At 68.9% G+C, this 19,430-nt stretch carries 22 protein-coding genes; 10 read left to right on the forward strand and 12 right to left on the reverse strand.

The window, feature by feature from the left end:
* Positions 1-4 precede the first annotated feature (4 nt).
* The 3 genes from QWJ39_RS02470 to QWJ39_RS02480 all read left to right on the forward strand — a co-directional run bounded on the left by QWJ39_RS02470 (position 5) and on the right by QWJ39_RS02480 (position 3,087).
* Positions 5-970 (forward strand): 1,4-dihydroxy-2-naphthoyl-CoA synthase, encoded by a 966-nt coding sequence (locus QWJ39_RS02470; RefSeq protein ID WP_290256107.1) that lies wholly within the window; start codon positions 5-7, stop codon positions 968-970.
* A 7-nt stretch (positions 971-977) separates the two neighbouring features.
* Positions 978-2,141: an AMP-binding protein gene (locus QWJ39_RS02475; RefSeq protein ID WP_290256108.1), complete on the forward strand. Its 1,164-nt coding sequence runs from the start codon at positions 978-980 to the stop codon at positions 2,139-2,141.
* 64 nt (positions 2,142-2,205) lie between these two features.
* A complete protein-coding gene (locus tag QWJ39_RS02480; RefSeq protein WP_290256109.1) occupies positions 2,206-3,087 on the forward strand; it encodes a 1,4-dihydroxy-2-naphthoate polyprenyltransferase in 882 nt (293 codons plus the stop codon).
* Positions 3,088-3,156: 69 nt separating this feature from the next.
* Here the strand turns inward: QWJ39_RS02480 and QWJ39_RS02485 are convergent, their stop codons facing one another.
* Positions 3,157-3,471, reverse strand: a complete 315-nt coding sequence (locus QWJ39_RS02485) for a DUF4229 domain-containing protein (RefSeq protein ID WP_290256110.1) — start codon at positions 3,469-3,471, stop codon at positions 3,157-3,159.
* A gap of 130 nt (positions 3,472-3,601) precedes the next feature.
* Here QWJ39_RS02485 and QWJ39_RS02490 point away from each other — a divergent pair, with 130 nt between their 5' ends.
* Both QWJ39_RS02490 and QWJ39_RS02495 read left to right on the forward strand, forming a co-directional pair.
* On the forward strand, positions 3,602-4,009 hold the full coding sequence (locus QWJ39_RS02490) for a PLD nuclease N-terminal domain-containing protein (protein ID WP_290256111.1): 408 nt from the start codon (positions 3,602-3,604) through the stop codon (positions 4,007-4,009).
* A gap of 305 nt (positions 4,010-4,314) precedes the next feature.
* The gene (locus QWJ39_RS02495; RefSeq protein ID WP_290256112.1) at positions 4,315-5,136 is read left to right on the forward strand and encodes a hypothetical protein; all 822 of its coding nucleotides are present in this window, start codon (positions 4,315-4,317) and stop codon (positions 5,134-5,136) included.
* Between the two features lie 245 nt (positions 5,137-5,381).
* Here the strand turns inward: QWJ39_RS02495 and ccsB are convergent, their stop codons facing one another.
* The 5 genes from ccsB to QWJ39_RS02520 are packed head-to-tail and all read right to left on the reverse strand — an operon-like array spanning position 5,382 to position 10,395.
* Positions 5,382-6,491, reverse strand: a complete 1,110-nt coding sequence (gene ccsB, locus QWJ39_RS02500; protein ID WP_290256113.1) for a c-type cytochrome biogenesis protein CcsB — start codon at positions 6,489-6,491, stop codon at positions 5,382-5,384.
* Positions 6,491-8,344, reverse strand: coding sequence for a cytochrome c biogenesis protein ResB (locus QWJ39_RS02505; RefSeq protein ID WP_290256114.1), 1,854 nt, complete (start codon positions 8,342-8,344; stop codon positions 6,491-6,493). Before QWJ39_RS02505 ends, ccsB begins: the two co-directional genes overlap by 1 nt.
* Positions 8,344-9,099: a cytochrome c biogenesis protein CcdA gene (locus QWJ39_RS02510; RefSeq protein WP_290256115.1), complete on the reverse strand. Its 756-nt coding sequence runs from the start codon at positions 9,097-9,099 to the stop codon at positions 8,344-8,346. Before QWJ39_RS02510 ends, QWJ39_RS02505 begins: the two co-directional genes overlap by 1 nt.
* 16 nt (positions 9,100-9,115) lie before the next feature.
* On the reverse strand, positions 9,116-9,727 hold the full coding sequence (locus QWJ39_RS02515; RefSeq protein WP_290256116.1) for a TlpA disulfide reductase family protein: 612 nt from the start codon (positions 9,725-9,727) through the stop codon (positions 9,116-9,118).
* A gap of 2 nt (positions 9,728-9,729) precedes the next feature.
* Positions 9,730-10,395 (reverse strand): histidine phosphatase family protein, encoded by a 666-nt coding sequence (locus tag QWJ39_RS02520; protein WP_290256117.1) that lies wholly within the window; start codon positions 10,393-10,395, stop codon positions 9,730-9,732.
* A 212-nt stretch (positions 10,396-10,607) separates the two neighbouring features.
* On the opposite strand from QWJ39_RS02520, the gene QWJ39_RS02525 reads away from it, so the two are divergent.
* The 3 genes from QWJ39_RS02525 to QWJ39_RS02535 all read left to right on the forward strand — a co-directional run bounded on the left by QWJ39_RS02525 (position 10,608) and on the right by QWJ39_RS02535 (position 12,746).
* A complete protein-coding gene (locus QWJ39_RS02525) occupies positions 10,608-11,156 on the forward strand; it encodes a YceI family protein (RefSeq protein ID WP_290256118.1) in 549 nt (182 codons plus the stop codon).
* A 154-nt stretch (positions 11,157-11,310) separates the two neighbouring features.
* Complete coding sequence (locus QWJ39_RS02530; RefSeq protein WP_290256119.1) at positions 11,311-11,832, forward strand: hypothetical protein; 522 nt, start codon at positions 11,311-11,313, stop codon at positions 11,830-11,832.
* A 140-nt stretch (positions 11,833-11,972) separates the two neighbouring features.
* Positions 11,973-12,746 (forward strand): hypothetical protein, encoded by a 774-nt coding sequence (locus tag QWJ39_RS02535; RefSeq protein ID WP_290256120.1) that lies wholly within the window; start codon positions 11,973-11,975, stop codon positions 12,744-12,746.
* A 47-nt stretch (positions 12,747-12,793) separates the two neighbouring features.
* On the opposite strand, the gene QWJ39_RS02540 is transcribed toward QWJ39_RS02535, so the two are convergent.
* Both QWJ39_RS02540 and QWJ39_RS02545 read right to left on the reverse strand, forming a co-directional pair.
* A complete protein-coding gene (locus QWJ39_RS02540; protein ID WP_290256121.1) occupies positions 12,794-13,501 on the reverse strand; it encodes a redox-sensing transcriptional repressor Rex in 708 nt (235 codons plus the stop codon).
* A gap of 96 nt (positions 13,502-13,597) precedes the next feature.
* The gene (locus tag QWJ39_RS02545) at positions 13,598-13,882 is read right to left on the reverse strand and encodes a glutaredoxin family protein (RefSeq protein WP_290256122.1); all 285 of its coding nucleotides are present in this window, start codon (positions 13,880-13,882) and stop codon (positions 13,598-13,600) included.
* A 174-nt stretch (positions 13,883-14,056) separates the two neighbouring features.
* On the opposite strand from QWJ39_RS02545, the gene QWJ39_RS02550 reads away from it, so the two are divergent.
* Positions 14,057-14,875, forward strand: coding sequence for an HAD-IB family hydrolase (locus tag QWJ39_RS02550; RefSeq protein ID WP_290256123.1), 819 nt, complete (start codon positions 14,057-14,059; stop codon positions 14,873-14,875).
* Positions 14,876-15,149: 274 nt separating this feature from the next.
* Here the strand turns inward: QWJ39_RS02550 and QWJ39_RS02555 are convergent, their stop codons facing one another.
* The 3 genes from QWJ39_RS02555 to QWJ39_RS02565 all read right to left on the reverse strand — a co-directional run bounded on the left by QWJ39_RS02555 (position 15,150) and on the right by QWJ39_RS02565 (position 16,924).
* Complete coding sequence (locus QWJ39_RS02555; RefSeq protein ID WP_003792170.1) at positions 15,150-15,248, reverse strand: AURKAIP1/COX24 domain-containing protein; 99 nt, start codon at positions 15,246-15,248, stop codon at positions 15,150-15,152.
* A gap of 193 nt (positions 15,249-15,441) precedes the next feature.
* Entirely contained in the window at positions 15,442-15,654 is a 213-nt protein-coding gene (locus QWJ39_RS02560; protein WP_290256124.1) for a helix-turn-helix domain-containing protein, read from the reverse strand.
* Between the two features lie 148 nt (positions 15,655-15,802).
* Entirely contained in the window at positions 15,803-16,924 is a 1,122-nt protein-coding gene (locus tag QWJ39_RS02565; protein WP_290256125.1) for a 3-deoxy-7-phosphoheptulonate synthase, read from the reverse strand.
* 387 nt (positions 16,925-17,311) lie between these two features.
* On the opposite strand from QWJ39_RS02565, the gene QWJ39_RS02570 reads away from it, so the two are divergent.
* Positions 17,312-18,706 carry an alpha-hydroxy-acid oxidizing protein gene (locus tag QWJ39_RS02570; protein WP_290256126.1) on the forward strand — a complete coding sequence of 465 codons (1,395 nt, stop codon included), beginning with the start codon at positions 17,312-17,314 and terminating at the stop codon, positions 18,704-18,706.
* Between the two features lie 101 nt (positions 18,707-18,807).
* Here QWJ39_RS02570 and QWJ39_RS02575 read toward each other — a convergent pair whose 3' ends face one another.
* The gene (locus tag QWJ39_RS02575) at positions 18,808-19,401 is read right to left on the reverse strand and encodes a metalloregulator ArsR/SmtB family transcription factor (protein ID WP_290256127.1); all 594 of its coding nucleotides are present in this window, start codon (positions 19,399-19,401) and stop codon (positions 18,808-18,810) included.
* Between the last annotated feature and the right edge of the window lie 29 nt (positions 19,402-19,430).

Genomic DNA, 19,430 nt, shown 5'->3' on the forward strand with positions numbered 1-19,430 from the left:
GTGTGTGAGCAACGAAATCCCCGCCAAGGTATCCGACGTCTTCGACCCCTCCCGGTGGCGCACCGTGTCCGGGTTCGACCTGCAGGACATGACCTACCACCGGCAGGTGGAGCGCGCCGCGGACGGCACCGTGGTCCGGGACCTCCCGACGGTGCGGATCGCGTTCAACCGGCCTGAGGTGCGCAACGCGTTCCGGCCCGGCACCGTCGACGAGCTCTACCGCGTGATGGACCACGCCCGGATGACCCCGGACGTGGCCACGGTGCTCCTGACCGGCAACGGCCCCTCCCCCAAGGACGGCGGCCACTCGTTCTGCTCCGGCGGTGACCAGCGGATCCGCGGCAGGGACGGGTACCGGTACGTAGTACAGAACACAGCCGACGGCGAGACCCAGGAGAGCATCGACCCGGCGCGCGCCGGCCGGCTGCACATCCTGGAGGTCCAGCGGCTGATGCGGACCATGCCCAAGGTGGTCATCGCCGTCGTCAACGGCTGGGCGGCCGGCGGCGGGCACTCGCTGCACGTCGTCTCCGACCTCACCCTCGCCTCCCGCCAGCACGGCAAGTTCAAGCAGACCGACGCCACGGTCGGCAGCTTCGACGCCGGCTACGGTTCGGCACTGCTGGCGCGCCAGATCGGGCAGAAGGCCGCCCGCGAGATCTTCTTCCTGGCCCGCGAATACTCAGCCGAGGACATGGTCCGGATGGGTGCCGTGAACGAGGCCGTGGATCACGAGCGGCTCGAGGAGGTGGCGCTGGAGTACGCGGCGGATATCGCCCGGCAGTCCCCGCAGGCCATCCGGATGCTCAAGTTCGCCTTCAACCTGGCCGACGACGGCCTGGCCGGCCAGCAGGTGTTCGCCGGCGAGGCCACCCGCCTGGCCTACATGACCGACGAGGCCGTGGAGGGCAAGGAAGCCTTCCTGGAGAAGCGCGACCCGGACTGGTCCCAGTTCCCCTACTACTTCTAGGCCCGCCATGACAGCCGCCCCGCCAAATCTGGACCAGGTCCTGACCGCCCTCGCCGCCGCGCTCGGCGGGGAGGGCCCCGCCGTCGAACTCTCGGTCGGCCCGGACGGCTCCCCCGTGGCCCGCCCGGTGGACGTCCCCGGGGTGGAGGGCGCCGCCGTCGTGGTCCGCACCTCCGGCTCCACCGGCACCCCCAAGGCCACCGTCCTGACCGTCGACGCGCTCGCCGCCTCATCCATGGCGACGGCGATCGCGCTCCGCGGCGAGGGCCAGTGGCTGCTGGCCCTCCCGGTGCAGTTCGTGGCCGGAGTGCAGGTGCTGGTCCGCTCGCTGTTCGCCGGGACCCGGCCCTGGGCCATGGACCTCTCCGGCGGATTCACCCCCGAGGCCTTCACCGCGGCCGCCGGGGAGCTGACCGACACCCTCCGTTACACCTCCCTGGTGCCCACCCAGCTGCAGCGGCTGCTCGATGATCCGTCGGCCGAAACGCTGGCCGCGCTGCGCCGCTTCAACGCCGTCCTGCTCGGCGGCGCCCCGGCCTCGGCGGAGCTGCTGGCCGCGGCCCGGGAAGCCGGCGTCCGCGTCGTCACCACCTACGGCTCGGCCGAAACCAGCGGCGGCTGCGTCTACGACGGCGTCCCGCTGGAGGGCGTCGAGGTGGCGGTCGACGCCGATGGGCGGATCCTGCTCGGCGGCGCCACGGTGGCCGCCGGGTACCTGGGCGAGCCCGACTTGACGGCGGCGGCCTTCGTCGAACGCGACGGCCTCCGCTGGTACCGCACCAGCGACCTCGGCACCCTGTCCCCCGACGGGACCCTCATGGTGCAGGGTCGCGCGGACGACGTCGTCATCACCGGCGGCGTCAAGGTTTCGGCCGCGCACGTGCAGGCAGAGCTAGAACGGCTCGACAGCGTGCGCGCCGCGTTCGTGACCGGCGTGCCCTCCGCCGAATGGGGGCAGGCACTGGCCGCGTACGTGGTCCTGACCGACGGATCCGAGGACGCCGCGGCCGACTTCCGCGCCCTTCTGGGCTCCGGAACGGCGGGTCCGCTGACCGGCGCGCTGGCACCCAAGACCATCCATCTTGCCGATGACTTGCTGATGCTCCCCAACGGGAAACCGGACCGGCTGGGCATGGCCGTTCGGCTGGACGCCCTGCATCAGGGAAAATAGTAAAAGCTTCCACCAGGCCTGTTCCCCAGCAGGCCGCCACCCCCCAAGCAACGAGGTACTGAACGTGGCCACAGCCGCACAATGGATCCAGGGCGCCCGTCCCCGCACCCTCCCCGCCGCGATCGCGCCGGTGCTGATCGGGTCGGCCGCCGCCTACGAGATGGACGCGTTCCGTCCGGTGAACGCCCTGCTGGCGGCCCTTGTGGCGCTGTTCCTGCAGATCGGCGTGAACTTCGCGAACGACTACTCCGATGGCATCCGCGGCACCGACGAGGACCGGGTGGGCCCGCTCCGGCTGGTGGGATCCGGCGCCGCGGAACCGTCGCTGGTGAAGCGGGCGGCCTTCGGGGCCTTCGGCCTGGCCATGCTGTTCGGGCTGGTGCTGGTGATCATCACGCAGGCATGGTGGCTGATCCTGGTGGGCGTGGGCTGCGTCCTCGCCGCCTGGGGCTACACCGGCGGCAAGAACCCCTACGGGTACCTGGGCCTCGGCGACCTGTTCGTCTTCGTATTCTTCGGCCTGGTGGCCACCCTCGGCACCACGTACACGCAGGCCGGTCAGGTCAGCCTCGCGGCGGTCATCGGCGCGATCGGCACCGGCTTGATCGCCTGCGCGCTGCTGATGGCCAACAACGTCCGGGACATCCCCACGGACACGGTGGCGGGCAAGAAGACCCTCGCCGTGCGTCTGGGCGACAAGCACGCCCGGGAAAGCTACGTGCTGATGCTGGCCGTCGCCATCCTGCTGGTGATCGTGCTGGCGCCGGCGAAGCCGTGGATGCTGATCGTGCTGCTGCTGATCCCGGCCAGCCTGATGCCGTCCTGGCTGATGATCGCCGGCCGGCGCCGCAAGAGCCTGATCCCGGTCCTGAAGCAGACCGGCCTAATCAACCTCGGCTACGCGGCACTGTTCTCCATCGGGCTGGTCCTAAGCCACGGTTTCTAGGCGACGCCACTGGGGCGACGCCCTGGGGCACCGGTCCGCTCGCGAGGATTGCGGGCCGGCTCAATGGGGTTAGGACTCTTCGGAGTCCTTGCGGCGCTCGGTGCGGACGGTGACGTCCGGGTGGGCCTCGACCAGGCGGTCCTCGGCCTCGGCGTCGTCGACCTCGCCCGCAGTGCGCAGCGGCTTGGCCTTGCCGGAGAACCGGTTGTGCAGCGAAGCGGTGGCCTGGTCGCGCTGCTTCTGGAAGAACAGGAAGCTGATCGCGAACGCCATCATCCCGGCGCAGAGCGCGGCCAGCAGCACACCCAGCCGCAGGTAGAGGAACAGGGCGAACAGCGGTGCGAACAGCACCAGGCGGATGAGGGAGTATTTCAGGAAAGCCACGGTCCCAGTTTAGCCGTCCCGGACCCGTCGGTCCGCGGCCGGTTGTTCCACTGGAGGTCCGCGGCAGAGTGTTATTGCTCCGTGCCCTGGCCCCGCCGCCGAACGGCCGGGCGGCGGCTAGACTGAAAGTATGCTCCGCGTGGTGGTACCAATCATTGTTTTGGTGGTCTTTGTCTACGGACTGATCGACCTGATCCGCACGGACGCCCGCGACGTGAAGGGTATTTCCAAGCCCGCGTGGATCGCAGTCCAGATTGTCCTGCCGGTGCTCGGTGCCGTGCTCTGGTTCCTGATCGGGCGTCCCCGCGGCAACGCCGGGCCGGCTCCCGCGGCGTACCGCCATCCCACCGCCCCGGATGACGACCCCGAGTTCCTCCGCCACCTCGAGCTGCGCCGGCGTAACCAGGCGGAGGCGGACCGGCTGAAGAAGCTCAAGGACGACCTTGAGGCCCGGGAACGGGACCTGCGCGGCGACTCCGGCTCCGGAGAGGCCCACGGCAGCGGTGATCCCGCCTCGGGCACGGACGAGGTCAAGTAGCTCCTCCCCGCTGAATCGCCCCCTCTGTACCCCGCCCCTCGCCCCCCGCACGAACTTGCCGACGTCCGCCAGGGCCACCTGCCGCGGCCACTTGCCACAAACGGTCGCTCAAGCAGCCTCAGAACAGCCATCTCTGGCAAACCGGCGCCGCCAGGAACGTCTCCGGCCTAGCGTCTCGGCCCCGAATCCGCCGGTCCTGCTACGGGTCCCTTCGGCCGGTCCGACGCGCACCACCCCTCCCCCACACCCCGGGTCCCCTGTGGACAACCCACCTGCCCCGCTCCAACCGGCGCAGAATGACCTCCATGCGCCCACCCAGCACGCTCCCGCCCCAGCTTCTGCACCGGCCCTTCAGCACGGCCGAGGCCCGGGCGGCGGCGGTGTCCCGTGGCCGGACCCGGGCGCGGGATCTTGTCAGCCCCTGTCACGGCGTCCGGGCGGACAGCACCGAACGGGACACGCTCCTCAGCCGGGCCCGCGCCCTGGCCACGGTCACCGACGCCGTCGTGAGCCATCTCTCGGCGGCGCTCCTGTGGGGGTTCCCATTGCCGTTAGCGTCCGCCGACACCGCCGTCGTCCATCTGACGAGCCAGCCCGGGCGTCGGGCAGTGCGGCGCAGGAACGTCGTAGGCCATCAGCAACTTCTGACGCCCGACGAAATTGTCACGGGCGCGCACATCCGCTGCACCTCACCGCTGCGGACCTGGTTCGACCTCGCCGGCAGCCTGAGCCTCGACGACCTGGTGATCGCCGGGGACTTTCTGCTTAGGCGCCGCAACCCGCTGTCCACCCTGCAGGCCGTGGACGCCTACCTGCAGACGCGGGCCGGGAAGGCCGGCTACCGGAATGCCACCCGGGCGAGGGCACTGATGCGGCAAGGCACGGACTCCCCCAAGGAAACGGAGCTCCGGCTCCTGTTGCTCAGCTGTGGGCTGCCGGAGCCCGGGATCAACGTCCCGATGCTGGATGAGACGGGCGGCTGGATACAGGACCCTGACATGTCCTACGAACGGGAGAAGGTGGCGGTCCAGTACCACGGCGGCCACCATGCCGAACCCCGTCAACGCCGCAGCGATATCTTCCGGGACGAGCGGGCCCGGACGCCGGCTGGGGGGTGGTGGTGCTGACCCAATGGGACCTGACGCCGCTCGCTTCGGGGCTGGAGCCGACGGCGGTCAGCCGCGTGCGGGCGGCCCTGCTGGACCGCGGATGGACGCCGCACCCCCCCCCGAGGAGCAGAGCACGTCCGGGGAGAGACCGCCCATCTGACAGAAATGGCCGCTAAGCGCTCTGGCTTAGCGGCCATTTCTGGCAAACGGATGGATCAGCGGACCGTCCTGAGAGACCAGATCCCGAAAGTGGGCCTCCGGCCTTACAGCCCCGAGTAGGAGTGCAGGCCGTTGAAGAACTGGTTCACGATGGTGAAGTTGAAGACCACGCACAGGTAGCCAACGATCGAGAGCCAGGCCGCGCGGGTACCGGTCCAGCCGCGGGTGGCGCGGGCGTGCAGGTATCCGGCGTAGACCACCCAGATCACGAAGGTCCAGACTTCCTTGGTGTCCCAGCCCCAGAACCGGCCCCAGGCCTTCTCGGCCCAGATCGCGCCGAACATCAGGGTGAAGGTCCAACCCACGAAGGCGATGGCGTTGATCCGGTAGGAGAGGTTCTCCAGGGAAAGGGCGTTCGGGACCAGCCGCATGAAGCCCAGCTTGTCCTTGCCGCCGGCCGCCACGGTCTTCTGCCGGTGCGACTGCACCAGCTGCAGGGCGGACATCGCGAAGGTCAGGGTGAACAGCGCCGAGGACAGCACCGCGATGGACACGTGGATCAGCAGCCAGTAGCTCTGCAGTGCCGGCACCAGGTGTCCCACGGGGGTCCAGAAGGCCACGGAGGCGGCCACCAGCATGATGATGGCCAGGCCGATCACGAAGGTACCCAGGAAGCGCAGGTCGCGGCGGATAAGCACCAGCAGGAACACTGCCACGGCCACGAACGCACCGGTGGTGAGGAATTCGTACATGTTGCCCCACGGCACTCGGCCGGCGCCGAAGCCGCGGGTGATGACGCCGGCGGCGTGGATGGCTGCACCGAGCACGGCCAGGGCGACGGCGACGCGGGCGGGCACCCGGCGCTCGGAGCCGTAGCGCATGCCGCCGTCGGCGGTCAGACCGGCACCGTCGGCGGCGGCTCCCGCGGCGGAGGACGTCGGCCGCTCCGCCCGGTCGGCGGGACCGGCCAGGCGGGGGGCGTCAGAGCTGCCACCGGCGGCACCGACCCCGGCGCCGACCGGGACGCGCGCGGACTCGGCCGTTGAGCGCTCGGCAGCGGACAGCTCGGCCGCTTTCTGGTCCACGGCACGGAGCATCTTGCTGCTCTTGGCCAGGTCCCAGGCGAAGGCGATGAACGCGACCGTGTACGTACCGGCCGCCAGGAGCATGAAGAGCTCGCTGTACTGGCCCATGGTTTCGTTGATGGGGAACATTACTGATCCTTCTTTGACTCGGTAGAGCCGGGTGTGGGCTGGGTGGCGTCTGCGGCGGCGTCCTCCGGGGCTTGTTCGCCCTCGGCGCCGGGCAGCACGGTCTCCGCCCGGCCATTATCCGCCATGGTGCTGGGAGCGGGCTGGGAGGCCGTGGCCCCGTCGCCGGGACCCTTCGCGGAGTCAGGTTCCTCGTCCAGCGGCCAGGCGGCGGCGAGCATGGCGCGGATCGCGGCAGCTTCGCCGGCCAAGCGGTGGTCCTCGCCGCGGGCCAGCAGGCCGTATTCGACCATGGTCCGGCCGTCCGGGTGCGTTCCGGTGCGGACCCAGGCCCGGCGCCGGTTGACGTAGAGCGAGGTCACCAGGCCGGCGACGGCGATCAGGGCGAACGCCAGGGCGGAGGCCTGACCGGGGTTGTGGTGGATGTCGACGCCGACGTAGCGCTTGACGCCGTCGAACGTGATGGAGCCCTTGCCGTCCGGGAGGGTCTGCGTGGCACCGGGGGTGAGCACGATGCCCTTGGTCGGCAGGTTGCGGGCGTTCAGCGGGGTCAGCTTCTTGACGTCGAGCTCGAAGACGTTCTGCGGGGCGCCGTCGTTCAGGCCCAGGTCGCCGTAGTAGGAGTTCAGCGTCAGCTGCGGGTTGAACAGCTCAGGGTCCCCGCTGAAGGAGACGCCCTCGGGGGTGATGAAGGCGGTGGGCAGGAAGAACCCGGCGAACGCGAGCTGGTCCGGCTTGGCGTCCGGGACCTTGATGACCACGGAGGAGTAGTAGTTGTCGCCCTGCAGCTTGGCCACTACCGGGCCCTGCATGGCGATGTTGCCGGCACCGTCGCGGACGGTGACCACGGGGGCGTAGCCGTTACCGGTGAGGTAGACGCTGGTGCCGCCGAGGCTGAGCGGATCGTTGACCTTCAGCACTTCCTGCTTGGCCGGCGAGTCCGGAGTTTCCTTGGTGGTGACGTCGGCCTTGAAGTCGATCGGCTGGCCGAACTTGCCCTTGGACTCGCGGTCGAAGGTGATCTGGAACTTGTCCAGCTGGATCGAGTACGGCTGCAGCTGGCTGGACTGGAAGTTGGTACCGGGGCTGAACTGGTCGTAGCCCACCAGGGTGTTGACGAAGGTATCGCCCTCCACCAGGATCCGCTGGCCGCTGTAGCCGAAGAGGCCGCCGGCCGCGACGGAAACCAGCACGCCGATCAGGGCGGTGTGGAAGACCAGGTTGCCGACTTCCTTGAAGAGGCCGCGTTCGGCACCCACGGAGGGCCGTTCGCCGTCGCGGTCCCTGACCTCTACGCGGTAGCCGCGCTTCTTCAGGAGCGCCGCGGCATCCTCGATGGCGCGCGACGCCGGGATCCCGGCGTCGGCGGGGATGATCAGGGTGCCGTATTCGGGCAGCCGGGATAGCCGGGCCGGGGTGCGCGGGGGCTGGGAGCGCATCGCCTTGTAGTGGACGATGGCGCGCGGCACCACGCAACCGATCAGCGAGATGAACAGCAGCAGGTAGATAGCCGAGAACCAGGCCGAGGAGTACACGTCGTAGAGCTGCAGCGAGTCGAGCAGCTTGCCGTAGTCCGGGTGGTCCTTGATGTACTGCGTGACGATCGCGGGGTTGGCCGGCCGCTGCGGGAAGAGGGACCCGGGGACGGCGGCGACGGCGAGGAGCAGCAGCAGGAACAGCGCGGTGCGCATGCTGGTCAGCTGGGTCCAGGCCCAGCGGAGCATGCCCAGCGGGCCCAGCGTGGGCAGCACCGCCTCGGACTTGGCCGAGGAGACGGCCTTCTTCCGCGGCTTGGTGGTGGTGCCGCTCTTGCCGTCCGGCGTGGTTTTCGTTTGTTCGTTCACTCGCTCGCTCATCAGATCGGCAACTTCACATCGGTTTGGAACCAGTACTGCAGGCCGGACACCCAGGCACCCCACACGCCGGTGGCCATCAGCAGCCCCAGCGCTATCAGGATGCCGCCCCCGGTGCGCTGGATGGCGAGCCGGTGCTTGCGGAAAAAGGACATGACGCCGACGCCGCGGCGCACGGCCAGGGCGATCAGCAGGAACGGGATGCCCAGGCCCAGGCTGTAGACGAAGGCCAGCAGGGCGCCCTTGGCGGCGGAGGAGCCGCCGGAGAGGCTCAGGAGCTGGACGGCGGAGTAGGTGGGGCCGATGCACGGCGCCCAGCCGAGGCCGAAGGTCACGCCCAGGAGCGGCGCTCCCCAGAGCCCGGCCGGCGGTTTGGCGTGGATCTTGGCGTCACGCTGCAGCCAGGAGAATCCGCCCAGGAAGACCACGCCCATGATGATCACGAGGATGCCGAGCAGCTGGGTGATCCAGCCGTTCTGGGATCCGGTGATCAGCGTGCCGAGCTGGCCGAACGCCCCGCCGAGCAGGACAAAGATGACCGAGAAGCCCAGTACGAAAAGCCCGATCCCGGCCAGCATCCGTCCCCGGCGCTGTTTCTGCAGGTCGACGCCGGTCAGCCCGGTCACGTAGCCGAGGTAGCCGGGCACCAGCGGCAGCACGCAGGGGGACAGAAATGACACGAACCCGGCCAGCAGGGCCACCGGGATGGCCAGCAGGAGGGATCCGTTGAGGATGGCTTCGGCGAAGGGACTGTTCACGGCGGCAGCTACCGGCTCACTCGGCCACGGCCGCGGCGATGAGGGACTTCAGGGTGCCCTTCTCGATTTCGCCGAGCACGCGGGAGGCCACCCGGCCCTGCTTGTCGAGGACCAGGGTGGTGGGGACGGCGCCGGGGGGAACCAGGCCGGAGACGGCCAGCAGGACCGCCCCGTCCTTGTCGTTGAAGCTCGGGTAGGTCAGGTTGAAGGTCTTGTCGAACGCGTCCGCCGTCGCCTTCTCGTCGCGGAGGTTGACGCCGTAGAATTGCACGCCCTGGTCCTTGAACTCCTGGTGCAGGGCCTCCAGCGAGGGTGCCTCCACCCGGCAGGGGGCGCAGGCGGCGAACCAGAAGTTCAGGACGGTGACCTTGCCCTGGAACTGCGCGGCGGTGACGGTGGTGCCGTCGAAGAGGGTGCCCTTGAGGTCCACCGGCTTCTTGCGGTCCGCGGCTGCGAATTCGGTGACGGAGCCGTCGCCGGCAACGTAGTTCTTGTTGTCCCCGGCTTTGGCCTGCTTGGCCAGGTCGTCTTCCTGGGCGCAGCCGGTCAGGCCCAGTACCGCGGCCAGGCCCGCACCGCCGGCGGCGAGGAGGCCGCGCCGGGTGACGCGGGGGTTCGTCGTCTCCATGCTCAGGCTCCCGGGGTGCTGGACGCGCGCGGAAGCAGGGCGGCGGCGGGTTCGCTGTAGTCCACGCGCAGCAGCGTGCCGTCGTCGTTGAACACGAGGGAGGTCACGGACGTCAGGGTGCATTCGCGCTTGCGGGGATCGTGCCACAAGCGGCGGCCTTCGGCACTCAGGCGCGTGGCCCAGATGGGCAGCTGGTGGCTGACCAGGATGGCCTGGGCGTCCTCACCGCCGAGTTCCATGGCCTTGAGCCGGGCGTCCTGGACGGCGGCGCGGACGCGGGTGGCCTGCTCCTGGTATGGCTCTCCCCAGGAGGGGCGGAGCGGGTTGCGGAGCATGGGCCAGTGCCGGGGCTTGAGGATCTCGGAGCGGGACACCTGCATCCCCTCGAAGTAGTTGGCCGCCTCGATAATGCGTCCCTCGGTGGCGATCGGCAGGCCCAGTGCCTGCGAGATCGGCTGCGCCGTCTCCTGCGCCCGGGTCAGCGGCGACGCCGCCAGGTGCACGATGTTGGCGCCCTCGGCGACGCGGCGGCTGAAGTGGTCCGCGACGGTCTGCGCCATCTCCCGGCCCAGCTGGGAGAGGTGGAATTCCGGGAGCCTGCCGTAGAGGACGCCGTCGGGATTATGGACCTCGCCATGGCGGAGCAGATGAACAGTCGCGTGGGGCATGTGTACCAGTTTCTCAAAGGGCAGGGGCAATGACGAAATCTTCTACGAGGAGTAGAACTCAAGTTTTTTCCGAAATGTTCCCCGCAGGTGGAATAAAAGATGCAAATGCATGTTTATACTGGGTGAGCAGTTAGTTGAGACTTCAACCAATGAGGCCGCGACCGACGATCAGACAACGATCCGAACGAATCACTTACTCAAGGAGAACCACCATGGCACTTCCCGCTAACCTCACCGCCGGCACCTGGACCCTCGACAACTCGCACAGCGAGATCGGCTTCACCGTCCGCCACGCGGGCATCAGCAAGGTCCGCGGCCAGTTCAAGGAAGCCGACGCCACTCTCGACCTCTCCGAGAACGTCGCCGATTCCAAGGTCAACGCCACCATCAAGACCGCCAGCTTCGACTCCGGCGACGCCAACCGCGACGGCCACGTCCGCGGCGAAGACTTCTTCGACGTCGAGAAGTTCCCGGAGATCTCCTTCGTCTCCAACGGCATTGTCGAGAAGGGCGACGCCTACGAGCTGCAGGGCGACCTGACCATCAAGGGCATCACCCGCCCCGTCACCCTCGAGACCGAGCTCAACGGCGTGGCCGTCGATCCCTTCGGCAACACCCGCGCCGGCCTGACTGCCGAGACGACCATCAGCCGCAAGGACTTCGGCCTGACCTGGAACGCCGTGCTTGAAGCCGGCGGCGTGCTGGTCAGCGACAAGGTTGCCATCAACCTGGAACTGGCCTTCATCGCCCCCGCAGCCTAGTCTGCACACCCCGGCAGCGCCGGGCACTTCCGGCCACCGCGGCCGGCCCCTCGAATGCCCCGCACCTCTTCGGATGGTGCGGGGCATTCGCTCATTGAGGTGGCCCCCGGGTGGCAACTCGAAACCGTCAGCGGGTCCGTCTACAGTGAAATTCATGAGCACCACCGGCGACCTTCCCGAGCCACCCAAGCCAGGCGCCAACCGGTTCGCGTGGCCTGCAGACCATCCCCGGAACTTCCGTGAGGTTCTGCCGGTGGGCGGTTACGCGGGAATGTTCATGGTCCCGCCGATGCCTGTTCCACTGAGGATTTCGTACTGGATTTGGGTGGCCGGCGGCCTCCTCGGGCTGCTGGCCGGCGTCGTCGGGCTCTTTGGCGGGTTGGTCCTCTTCGTCGTCTCCCCCGGTCCCGGCATCCTGCTGCTGCTTCTGGTGCTGATCGCCCTCGCCCTCGCGGCGGCCCAGGTGACGCTGGCCATGAAGATGAAGGAGGGCCGGGAGTGGGCCCGGTACGCCCTGACCGTCGCCGCCGGTGTGAGCCTCCTGCTGGCCGCCGTCAGTACCGGGTTGGCCGGGGGCGGGAGCTGGCCCAGTTTCGTCATCTGCCTCGCTGCCACGGTGCTGATGTGGCTGCCGGCGGCCCAGGCCTGGTTCGACGCCGGCAAGTCCCGGACCTGAGGCCGCCGTATTTCACGGGGAGTGCGCGGCATCCGTTCCCGCATAACGGCGCGCGGTCGGGGTACGGTGGGACTATCCACGCTGGGGGCAGGGTCTAGGCGCTGATCCCGGCAGTTCGCCTTCAAATGCAGAGGACCGCCATGACCAACCCGCCAGTCGAGCCCTCCAGCCCTGACGGGCACGAGTCCGGCACACCCCAGTACGGACAGAACCCGCCGCAGTACGGCCAGAACGCTCCCCAGTACGGCCAGCAGGCACCGCAGTACGGGCAGCAGCCGCAGTACGGCCAGAACGCGCCGCAGTATGGCCAGCAGGCACCCCAGTATGGGCAGAATGCGCCGCAGTACGGCCAGAACGGCGCTCAGTACGGGCAGCCGCAGTATGGCCAGCAGCCCCCGGCGTACACCGACGGCCCCTCGCCGTACGGGTACCCGTCCGAGCAGCCGCAGCAGTCAGCCGCGGGCCAGCCGCAGCTGCTCAACACCGCCTTCTGGCTGCTGGTGGCCTCCGGCGTCGTCTGGGTGATCTCGTTGCTCCTGGCGCTTGGTACCCTGGACAACCCCGCGATGCGCAGCACGGTCGAGCAGCAGATGGCCGCCGGCGGCGCGGACATCAGCTACGACAGCATCAAGGGCGCGGTGATGGTCAGCATCATCGTCTTCGCCGTGATCAGCGCCGGCCTGTACGCCCTGGTGGCCCTGAACGTCCGGAAGGGCCGGAACTGGGCCCGCATCCTCGGCACCGTACTGGCGGCCCTGTCGCTGCTGAGCCTGTTCCCGCTCAGCCTCGGCACGCTGGCCGTGGTCCTCGGTGTCGCCGGCATCGTCATCCTGTACATGCCCGCCGTCGCCCCGTACTTCAAGAAGCAGCAGCCGTTCGCCAACCCGTACGGCCAGAACCCGTACGGCCGCTAGACGCCGCGTTCACGCGCCGGGCGCAGGACCCGGACGACGCCGACTGATCAGTCGGCGTCGTCCGGGTCCTGCGCCCTTTGTGCGTGATAGGCGAGGATCTGCAGTTCGGTGGCCATGTCCACCTTCCGCAGGTTGACCCCGTCCGGGACCTGAAGCATCACCGGGGCGAAGCTGAGAATGCTGCGTACCCCGGCGGCCACCACCCGGTCACAGACGCTTTGGGCGACGGCGGCGGGCAGCGCCAGGACCACCATGTTGGCGCCGGTGCGGTGCAGGACCGCTTCGAGGTCGGCGGCGTCGCTGACCCGCAGCCAGCCCACCTCGCTGCCGATCACCATCTGGTCGGCGTCAAGGATGGCGACGATGTCGAAGCCGCGGGATTCGAACCCGCCGTACCGGGCCAGCGCCTTGCCCAGGTTGCCGGCGCCGACGATCGCGACCTTCCAGTCCCGGGTCAGTCCCAGAGCCGCGGCAATGTGCTGGTTCAGGTACTGCACCTCATAGCCGACGCCGCGGGTGCCGTAGGAGCCGACGTAGGACAGGTCCTTGCGGAGGGTGGAGGAGCTGACCCCGGAGGCCTCGGCGAGCGATTCGGACGAGACCCGGTCCACTCCCTCGGACAGGAGCGTGGTGAGGGCGCGCAGATAGAGTGTCAGCCGCGCCACGGCCGCGGGCGGGATTTGCTTGGCGGCTGCGCCGGCACCCGCGGCCAGGGCGCCGGGTGTGGGGTCCAGCGAGGTCACTATCTGCTCCATCGAGTTCTGTTGTCTTCCCACTCTAGGGCCGGGCGACTTCGGCCCACAAAGCAGCGGCGGCCGAACGGCTTATCAGTGCCAGGCTGAGTGACCTGCTCAGTGGCCGGTGCCGAGCGCGCGGGTAAGGGTCCGCGTCAGCCGCGCCTCGTCGATCCGCCAGAAGTCGCGCTGCACACCGTCCACCAGCACCACCGGAATCTCCTCGGCGAAACGCTCACGCAGGGCCGCGTCGTCGTCGATCGACTGCTCGGACCACTCCAGGCCCAGCGCGGCGGTCACCCGGGTCACGGCGTCGCGCGCGTCCTCGCACAGGTGGCAGTTCGGCTTGGTGATGAGGACGACGGCGGGACTGGGCGCCTGCTGCGGGTCGGTGCTGGCCATGGTTTAACGGTAGCCGGGCGCCGCCGCCGTCGTCGACGCAGCCCTGGTCCGGCCCCGACGAAGGTGCCGTGCCCCTCCCCTCGGCCCGGTTTACCCGGCTTTTCGGCCCGGTCCTACGGTGCGGCGGACGGCTCCGATCACGGGGATGCCTGCCGCATTGACTAGACTCGTGGCATGCCCGAGGAGAAGATCGTCGCCGTCGCCGCGCGGACGGCAGCGTCACCGAAGCACGGCGAAGCTGCCTTCTTCGACGTCGACAACACGCTGATGCGCGGCGCCAGCCTCTTCCATGTGGCACGCAAAATGCACCAGCGCGGGGCGTTCACCCTCCGCCAGGCCGCAGGGTTTGGCTGGAAACAGCTGATGTTCGTCTGCCGCGGTGAGAACCTCGAGGACGTCCACGCCGTCCGCGATACCGCCCTCAGCCTGGCGTCCGGCTTCACCGTCAAGGACATCGAGGCCCTCGGCGAAGAGGTCTACGACGAGATGATCGAGTCCCGGATCTGGCCCGGCACCAAGGCCCTCGCCGAACAGCACCTGCGGATGGACCGGCCGGTCTGGCTCGTCACCGCGACGCCGATCGAGGTGGCCACGGTGATCTCCACCCGGCTGGGCCTCACCGGCGCACTCGGCACCGTGGGCGAGATCCACGAGGGCTCCTACACCGGGCGGCTGGTGGGCGACATCCTGCACGGTCCGGCCAAGGCCGTCGCCGTCCGCCGCATCGCCGAGGAGCAGGACCTGGACCTGTCCCGCTGCTGGGCTTACAGCGACTCGCACAATGACATTCCCCTGCTGAGCATGGTGGGCCACCCGGTGGCGATCAATCCTGACGCCCGGCTGCGCCGCCACGCCCGCGAGAACAACTGGCCGGTCTACGATTTCCGGTCCGGCCGCCGCGCCGCGACCCTGGGCCTGAAGGCGGCCACGGTCGGCGGCGCCATCTACGGCCTCTGGCGCAGCTACTCCCGCTTCCGCGGCCCCACCGCCTAAGCTGGCCCGGTTTCCGCTACGGTTCCGGACCGAGGCGGCGCTCCCCCGGATGGGACAGCCCCGGCGTCACCGTTTCCGCTACGGTTCCGGACGGAGGCGGCGGATTCGGACCGGCGCACCCCGGGTCCGGTATGCGCAGGTCCGGAATCGGTGCGGATTTCCCCGAGCGCCGCGGATTCCGCGCCCAAGCCTCAAAGCACGCTGACCCTGATCCGGGCAAAGAAAATGCCCGCTGCCGGAAGGCAACGGGCATTTCACGCTGAACGAAGTATCTCTACTTCTTGTTGCGGCGCTGGTGGCGGGTCTTGCGAAGCAGCTTGCGGTGCTTCTTCTTGGCCATACGCTTGCGACGCTTCTTAATAACTGAACCCACGAAAGTTCCTTACCGGCTAGATGCAGTACCTGCCCGTTGGGAAGTGTCCGCGGGCTTAGCAGCAGACTGAAACAACTGACAGGTTCTTACAATGACGTTAAACGTTCCTTAACAGGGTACCGCCTCCGCGGCCCGCACCACGACCGCGGCCCGGGCAGGGGTGAAGCACGGCCCGGGTTGAACGGCGGCTGGCTCAGGCCGTTTCGGTGTGCCCGTCGACCACAGCACCCTTGAGGTACTGTTCGACGGCGCTTTCCGGAACCCGGTAGGAGCGGCCAAAACGCACCGCCGGCATTTCACCGGAGTGCACCAGGCGATACACGGTCATCTTGGATACGCGCATGACCTCCGCGACCTCGGCCACAGTGAGAAAGCGCGCGTTGGAGAAGTTGGCCTCCGAAGACATTTCCCTTATTCCTTTTGCTCAAGCGAACGGCTGCCCCGTCTGAACGACATGGCGGTGTGCCGATGCTGAGCCATCAAACAACCATGTGCTAGATACTCTAGGGGTTTCTGGTGCCAATGTGAAAGAGTTCCTCAGGAATTGGACAGGACTATTCCGCCGTAAGCCGGTCCCGGCGGGCCCGGGCCGAAGCCGCCAGCTGGTCCAGCACGGACGCCGTGACGTCCCAGTCCATGCAGGCGTCCGTCACGCTCTGGCCGTAGGTCAGGTCGTCGGTCCCGGCGGCGTGCGCGTCGACGTCGAGCGCCTGCGCCCCGCCCACCAGGAAGCTCTCCAGCATCACGCCGCCGATCGCCGCCGCGGACGCCACGCCATTCTCCAGCTGCGCGCCGATTTCCAGGGCCACCTCGGCCTGCCGGTGGTGGTTCTTGCCGCTGTTGGCGTGGCTGGCGTCCACGATCAGGCGCGGGTTCAGCTGCCGTCCGGCCAGCTTGGCGGAGGCGTCCTCGACGTCGGCGGCTGCGTAGTTCGGGCCGCCGCTGCCGCCGCGCAGAATGACATGCGTGTCCGGGTTGCCGGCGGTGCTGACCATGGAGGCCCGGCCCTCGCCGTCAATGCCGAGGAACGCCTGGGCGGCACCGGCCGCGCTGCACGCGTCGAGCGCCACCTGCAGGCCGCCGTCGGTGCCGTTCTTGAACCCGATCGGCATGGACAGGCCCGAGGCGAGCTGGCGGTGGATCTGGCTCTCGGTGGTGCGGGCGCCGATGGCACCCCAGGACACCAGGTCGGCCATGTACTGCGGGCTGATCGGCTCCAGGAACTCCGTGGCGGTGGGCAGTCCCAGGGCGGTGACCTGGCGCAGGAACTGCCGCGCGGCCCGCAGGCCGCCCGCGATGTCGTGGCCGCCGTCGAGCCCCGGATCGTTGATCAGGCCCTTCCAGCCCACCGTGGTCCGAGGCTTCTCGAAGTAGGTGCGCATCACGATCAGCAGGTCCCCGCGGTGCTTCTCGGCCTGGCTGACCAGCCGGCGGGCGTATTCCAGGCCGGCCTTGGGGTCGTGGATCGAGCAGGGGCCCACGATCACCAGGAGCCGGTCGTCGACGCCGTCCATCACCGCGCGTACCTCGTCCCGGCCGCGGGCGACGACGTCGGCGCAGCGCTCGTCGAGCGGCAGGTCGGCAATCATCGCCTGCGGGGTGGGCAGCGGGGTGAAGTCGTTGATCCGCAGGTCAGAGGTGGACTGCTGGCGGGCCGGGGCTGCTTCGATGCTCATGATGGGTCCTGTTCCGGATGGGGAGCGGGCCCTGATCAGAACCCGCCGGAGAAATGGCGAAGGGCAGAGAATGATCTCTGCCCTGTTGGCTCTGAAGGAAAGTTGGATGCGTGTCAGTTAGACGCGGGCCCCTCCAGAGCCAACGAAAAATACGCATACCAACGGTTAGTCATGGCAATGACCATAGCGCCGCGGCCGGACTCCCCGCAAAAGCAGCCCGTAACATTCGCCCGGGCGGACGGTGGTTGAACCGTAAGCCCCGCTGTCCTACAGTGTGGTTAGACCACATGATCCCGGGCCTGCTTCCCGTGATCCATGGACCATGGCATGCAGCGAATTCCAACGACCGACACCGCAATCCACAGCCTGACAGACCCGGAGGCAGCAATGACGCAACCCGTAGGGACCACCAACCCCGAGGCGCCGACCACCCCGCAGGACACCGGAGCGGATGACGCTTCGGGCACCTTCCACGACGGTGTTGGCGCGGGCTCCGGCGCACCGGCCGCCCAGCCGGCGGGCCCCCAGGCACCCGCCCTGCCGGATGCCCTGCCGGATGCCCTGCGGCGCAGGATCCCGAAGTACGCGGACCTGGCGCCACTGATGCAGTTCAAGAAGCCGGAACTCGGCCGTGCCGCCCGCCTCCGCCGCGCCAGCACCATCTGGGACCTCCGCGCCATCGCCAAGCGGCGGACGCCCAAGGCCCCGTTCGACTACACGGACGGCGCCGCCGAGGCGGAGATCACCCTGAACCGCGCCCGGCAGGCCTTCCAGGACATAGAGTTCCGTCCGGGCGTTCTCCGTAACGTCTCGGCCGTTGACCTGGGCACGGACATCCTGGGCAAGGCCTCGCGGCTGCCGTTTGGCATCGCCCCCACCGGCTTCACCCGGATGATGCAGTCCGAGGGCGAGTACGCCGGTTCCCGGGCGGCCGCCGCGGCAGGCATTCCCTACACCCTCTCCACCATGGGCACCGCCTCCATCGAGGACGTGGCGGCCGCCGCACCGGAGGGCCGCAACTGGTTCCAGCTCTACCTCTGGACGGACCGGGACCGCTCGCTGGAACTGATCGAACGGGCGGCGAAGGCCGGGAACGACACCCTCATGGTCACCGTGGACACAGCCGTCGCCGGGGCCCGGCTGCGCGACGTCCGCAACGGCATGACCATCCCGCCAGCCCTGACGCTGAAGACGGTCTTGGACGCCTCCTACCGGCCGGAGTGGTGGTTCAACTTCCTCACCCACGAGCCGCTCACGTTTGCCTCGCTTTCGCGGTACACCGGCACGGTGGCCGACCTGATCAACTCGATGTTCGACCCCACCCTGACCTTCGAGGACCTGGACTGGCTCCGGGAAACCTGGAAGGGCAAGCTGGTGGTAAAGGGCATCCAGACCGTCGACGACGCCCGCAAGGTCGTGGACCACGGGGCCGACGGCGTCGTGCTCTCCAACCACGGCGGCCGGCAGCTGGACCGCGCCCCGATCCCCTTCCACCTCCTGCCGGAGGTCACTGCGGCGCTCCGTTCCGACAACAGTGACGCAGCCGTCATCCTGGACACCGGCATCATGAGCGGCGCGGACATCATCGCGGCACTGGCGATGGGGGCGGACTTCACGCTGATCGGACGGGCCTACCTCTACGGGCTGATGGCGGGCGGACAGGCCGGCGTGGAGCGGGCGATCGAGATTCTGGCCACCGACATGCGCCGCACCATGGCGCTCCTGGGCGTGAGCCGGATCGCGGACCTGACCCCGGACCACGTGCACCTGCTGCAGCGGTAGGAGCGGCCCCCAGAGGAGACACACATCAGGCCGCCATGAACATTCATGGCGGCCTGAGTCGTGCTGTCGGAGTCTTGCGGCCTGAGTCGTGCGGTCGCGGGTTATTTCTTGCGGCCGAACTTCGGCAGGTTGGCCAGCAGGTCCGCGGCGCGGGTTGCGGCGCGGCCCACGGTCCGGCCGATCTGCTGCGGCCGCCGGTCCTCGGCCACAGCTCCCGGAGCTAGTGTTCCGTCGGGCAGGGTGCCGACCGGGAGCGCGACGGCGGGGCTCAGCGAGCTCTCCGCGGGGAGTTCCGTGGGACGGCCGCTGCTGGCCGGGGTTCCGGTGACGGCCTCGGCCAGGGTCCCGGGTGCCTCGGCCGGCGACGCGGCGGACGCGGCATCGACCGGCGCGGCGGAGAACGCGGGCGCGGTAGCGGCGGGTTCGGCGGGAGCGACGCCGTCGAACGTGCCCAGCCACGAGGCGACGTCGGCGAGCGGCCCGGGGTTCAGCGCGTAGTAGCGTTTCTGGCCCTGCGCCCGCATGCTGACCAGGTCAGCCTCGCGCAGAACCTTGAGGTGCTTGGAGATGGTGGGCTGGCTGGCCTCGAGTTCCTGCACCAGCTCCCCCACGGCCTTGTCTCCGTCGCGGAGGGCCATCAGGATCTCCCGGCGGGTGGACTCTGCAATGACGGCAAATACGTCGTCTGTCACCATGCCCTCCACCCTAGCGACATATACGCCGG

This window comes from Arthrobacter sp. YD4, assembly GCF_030410515.1.
Taxonomy (GTDB): domain Bacteria; phylum Actinomycetota; class Actinomycetes; order Actinomycetales; family Micrococcaceae; genus Arthrobacter.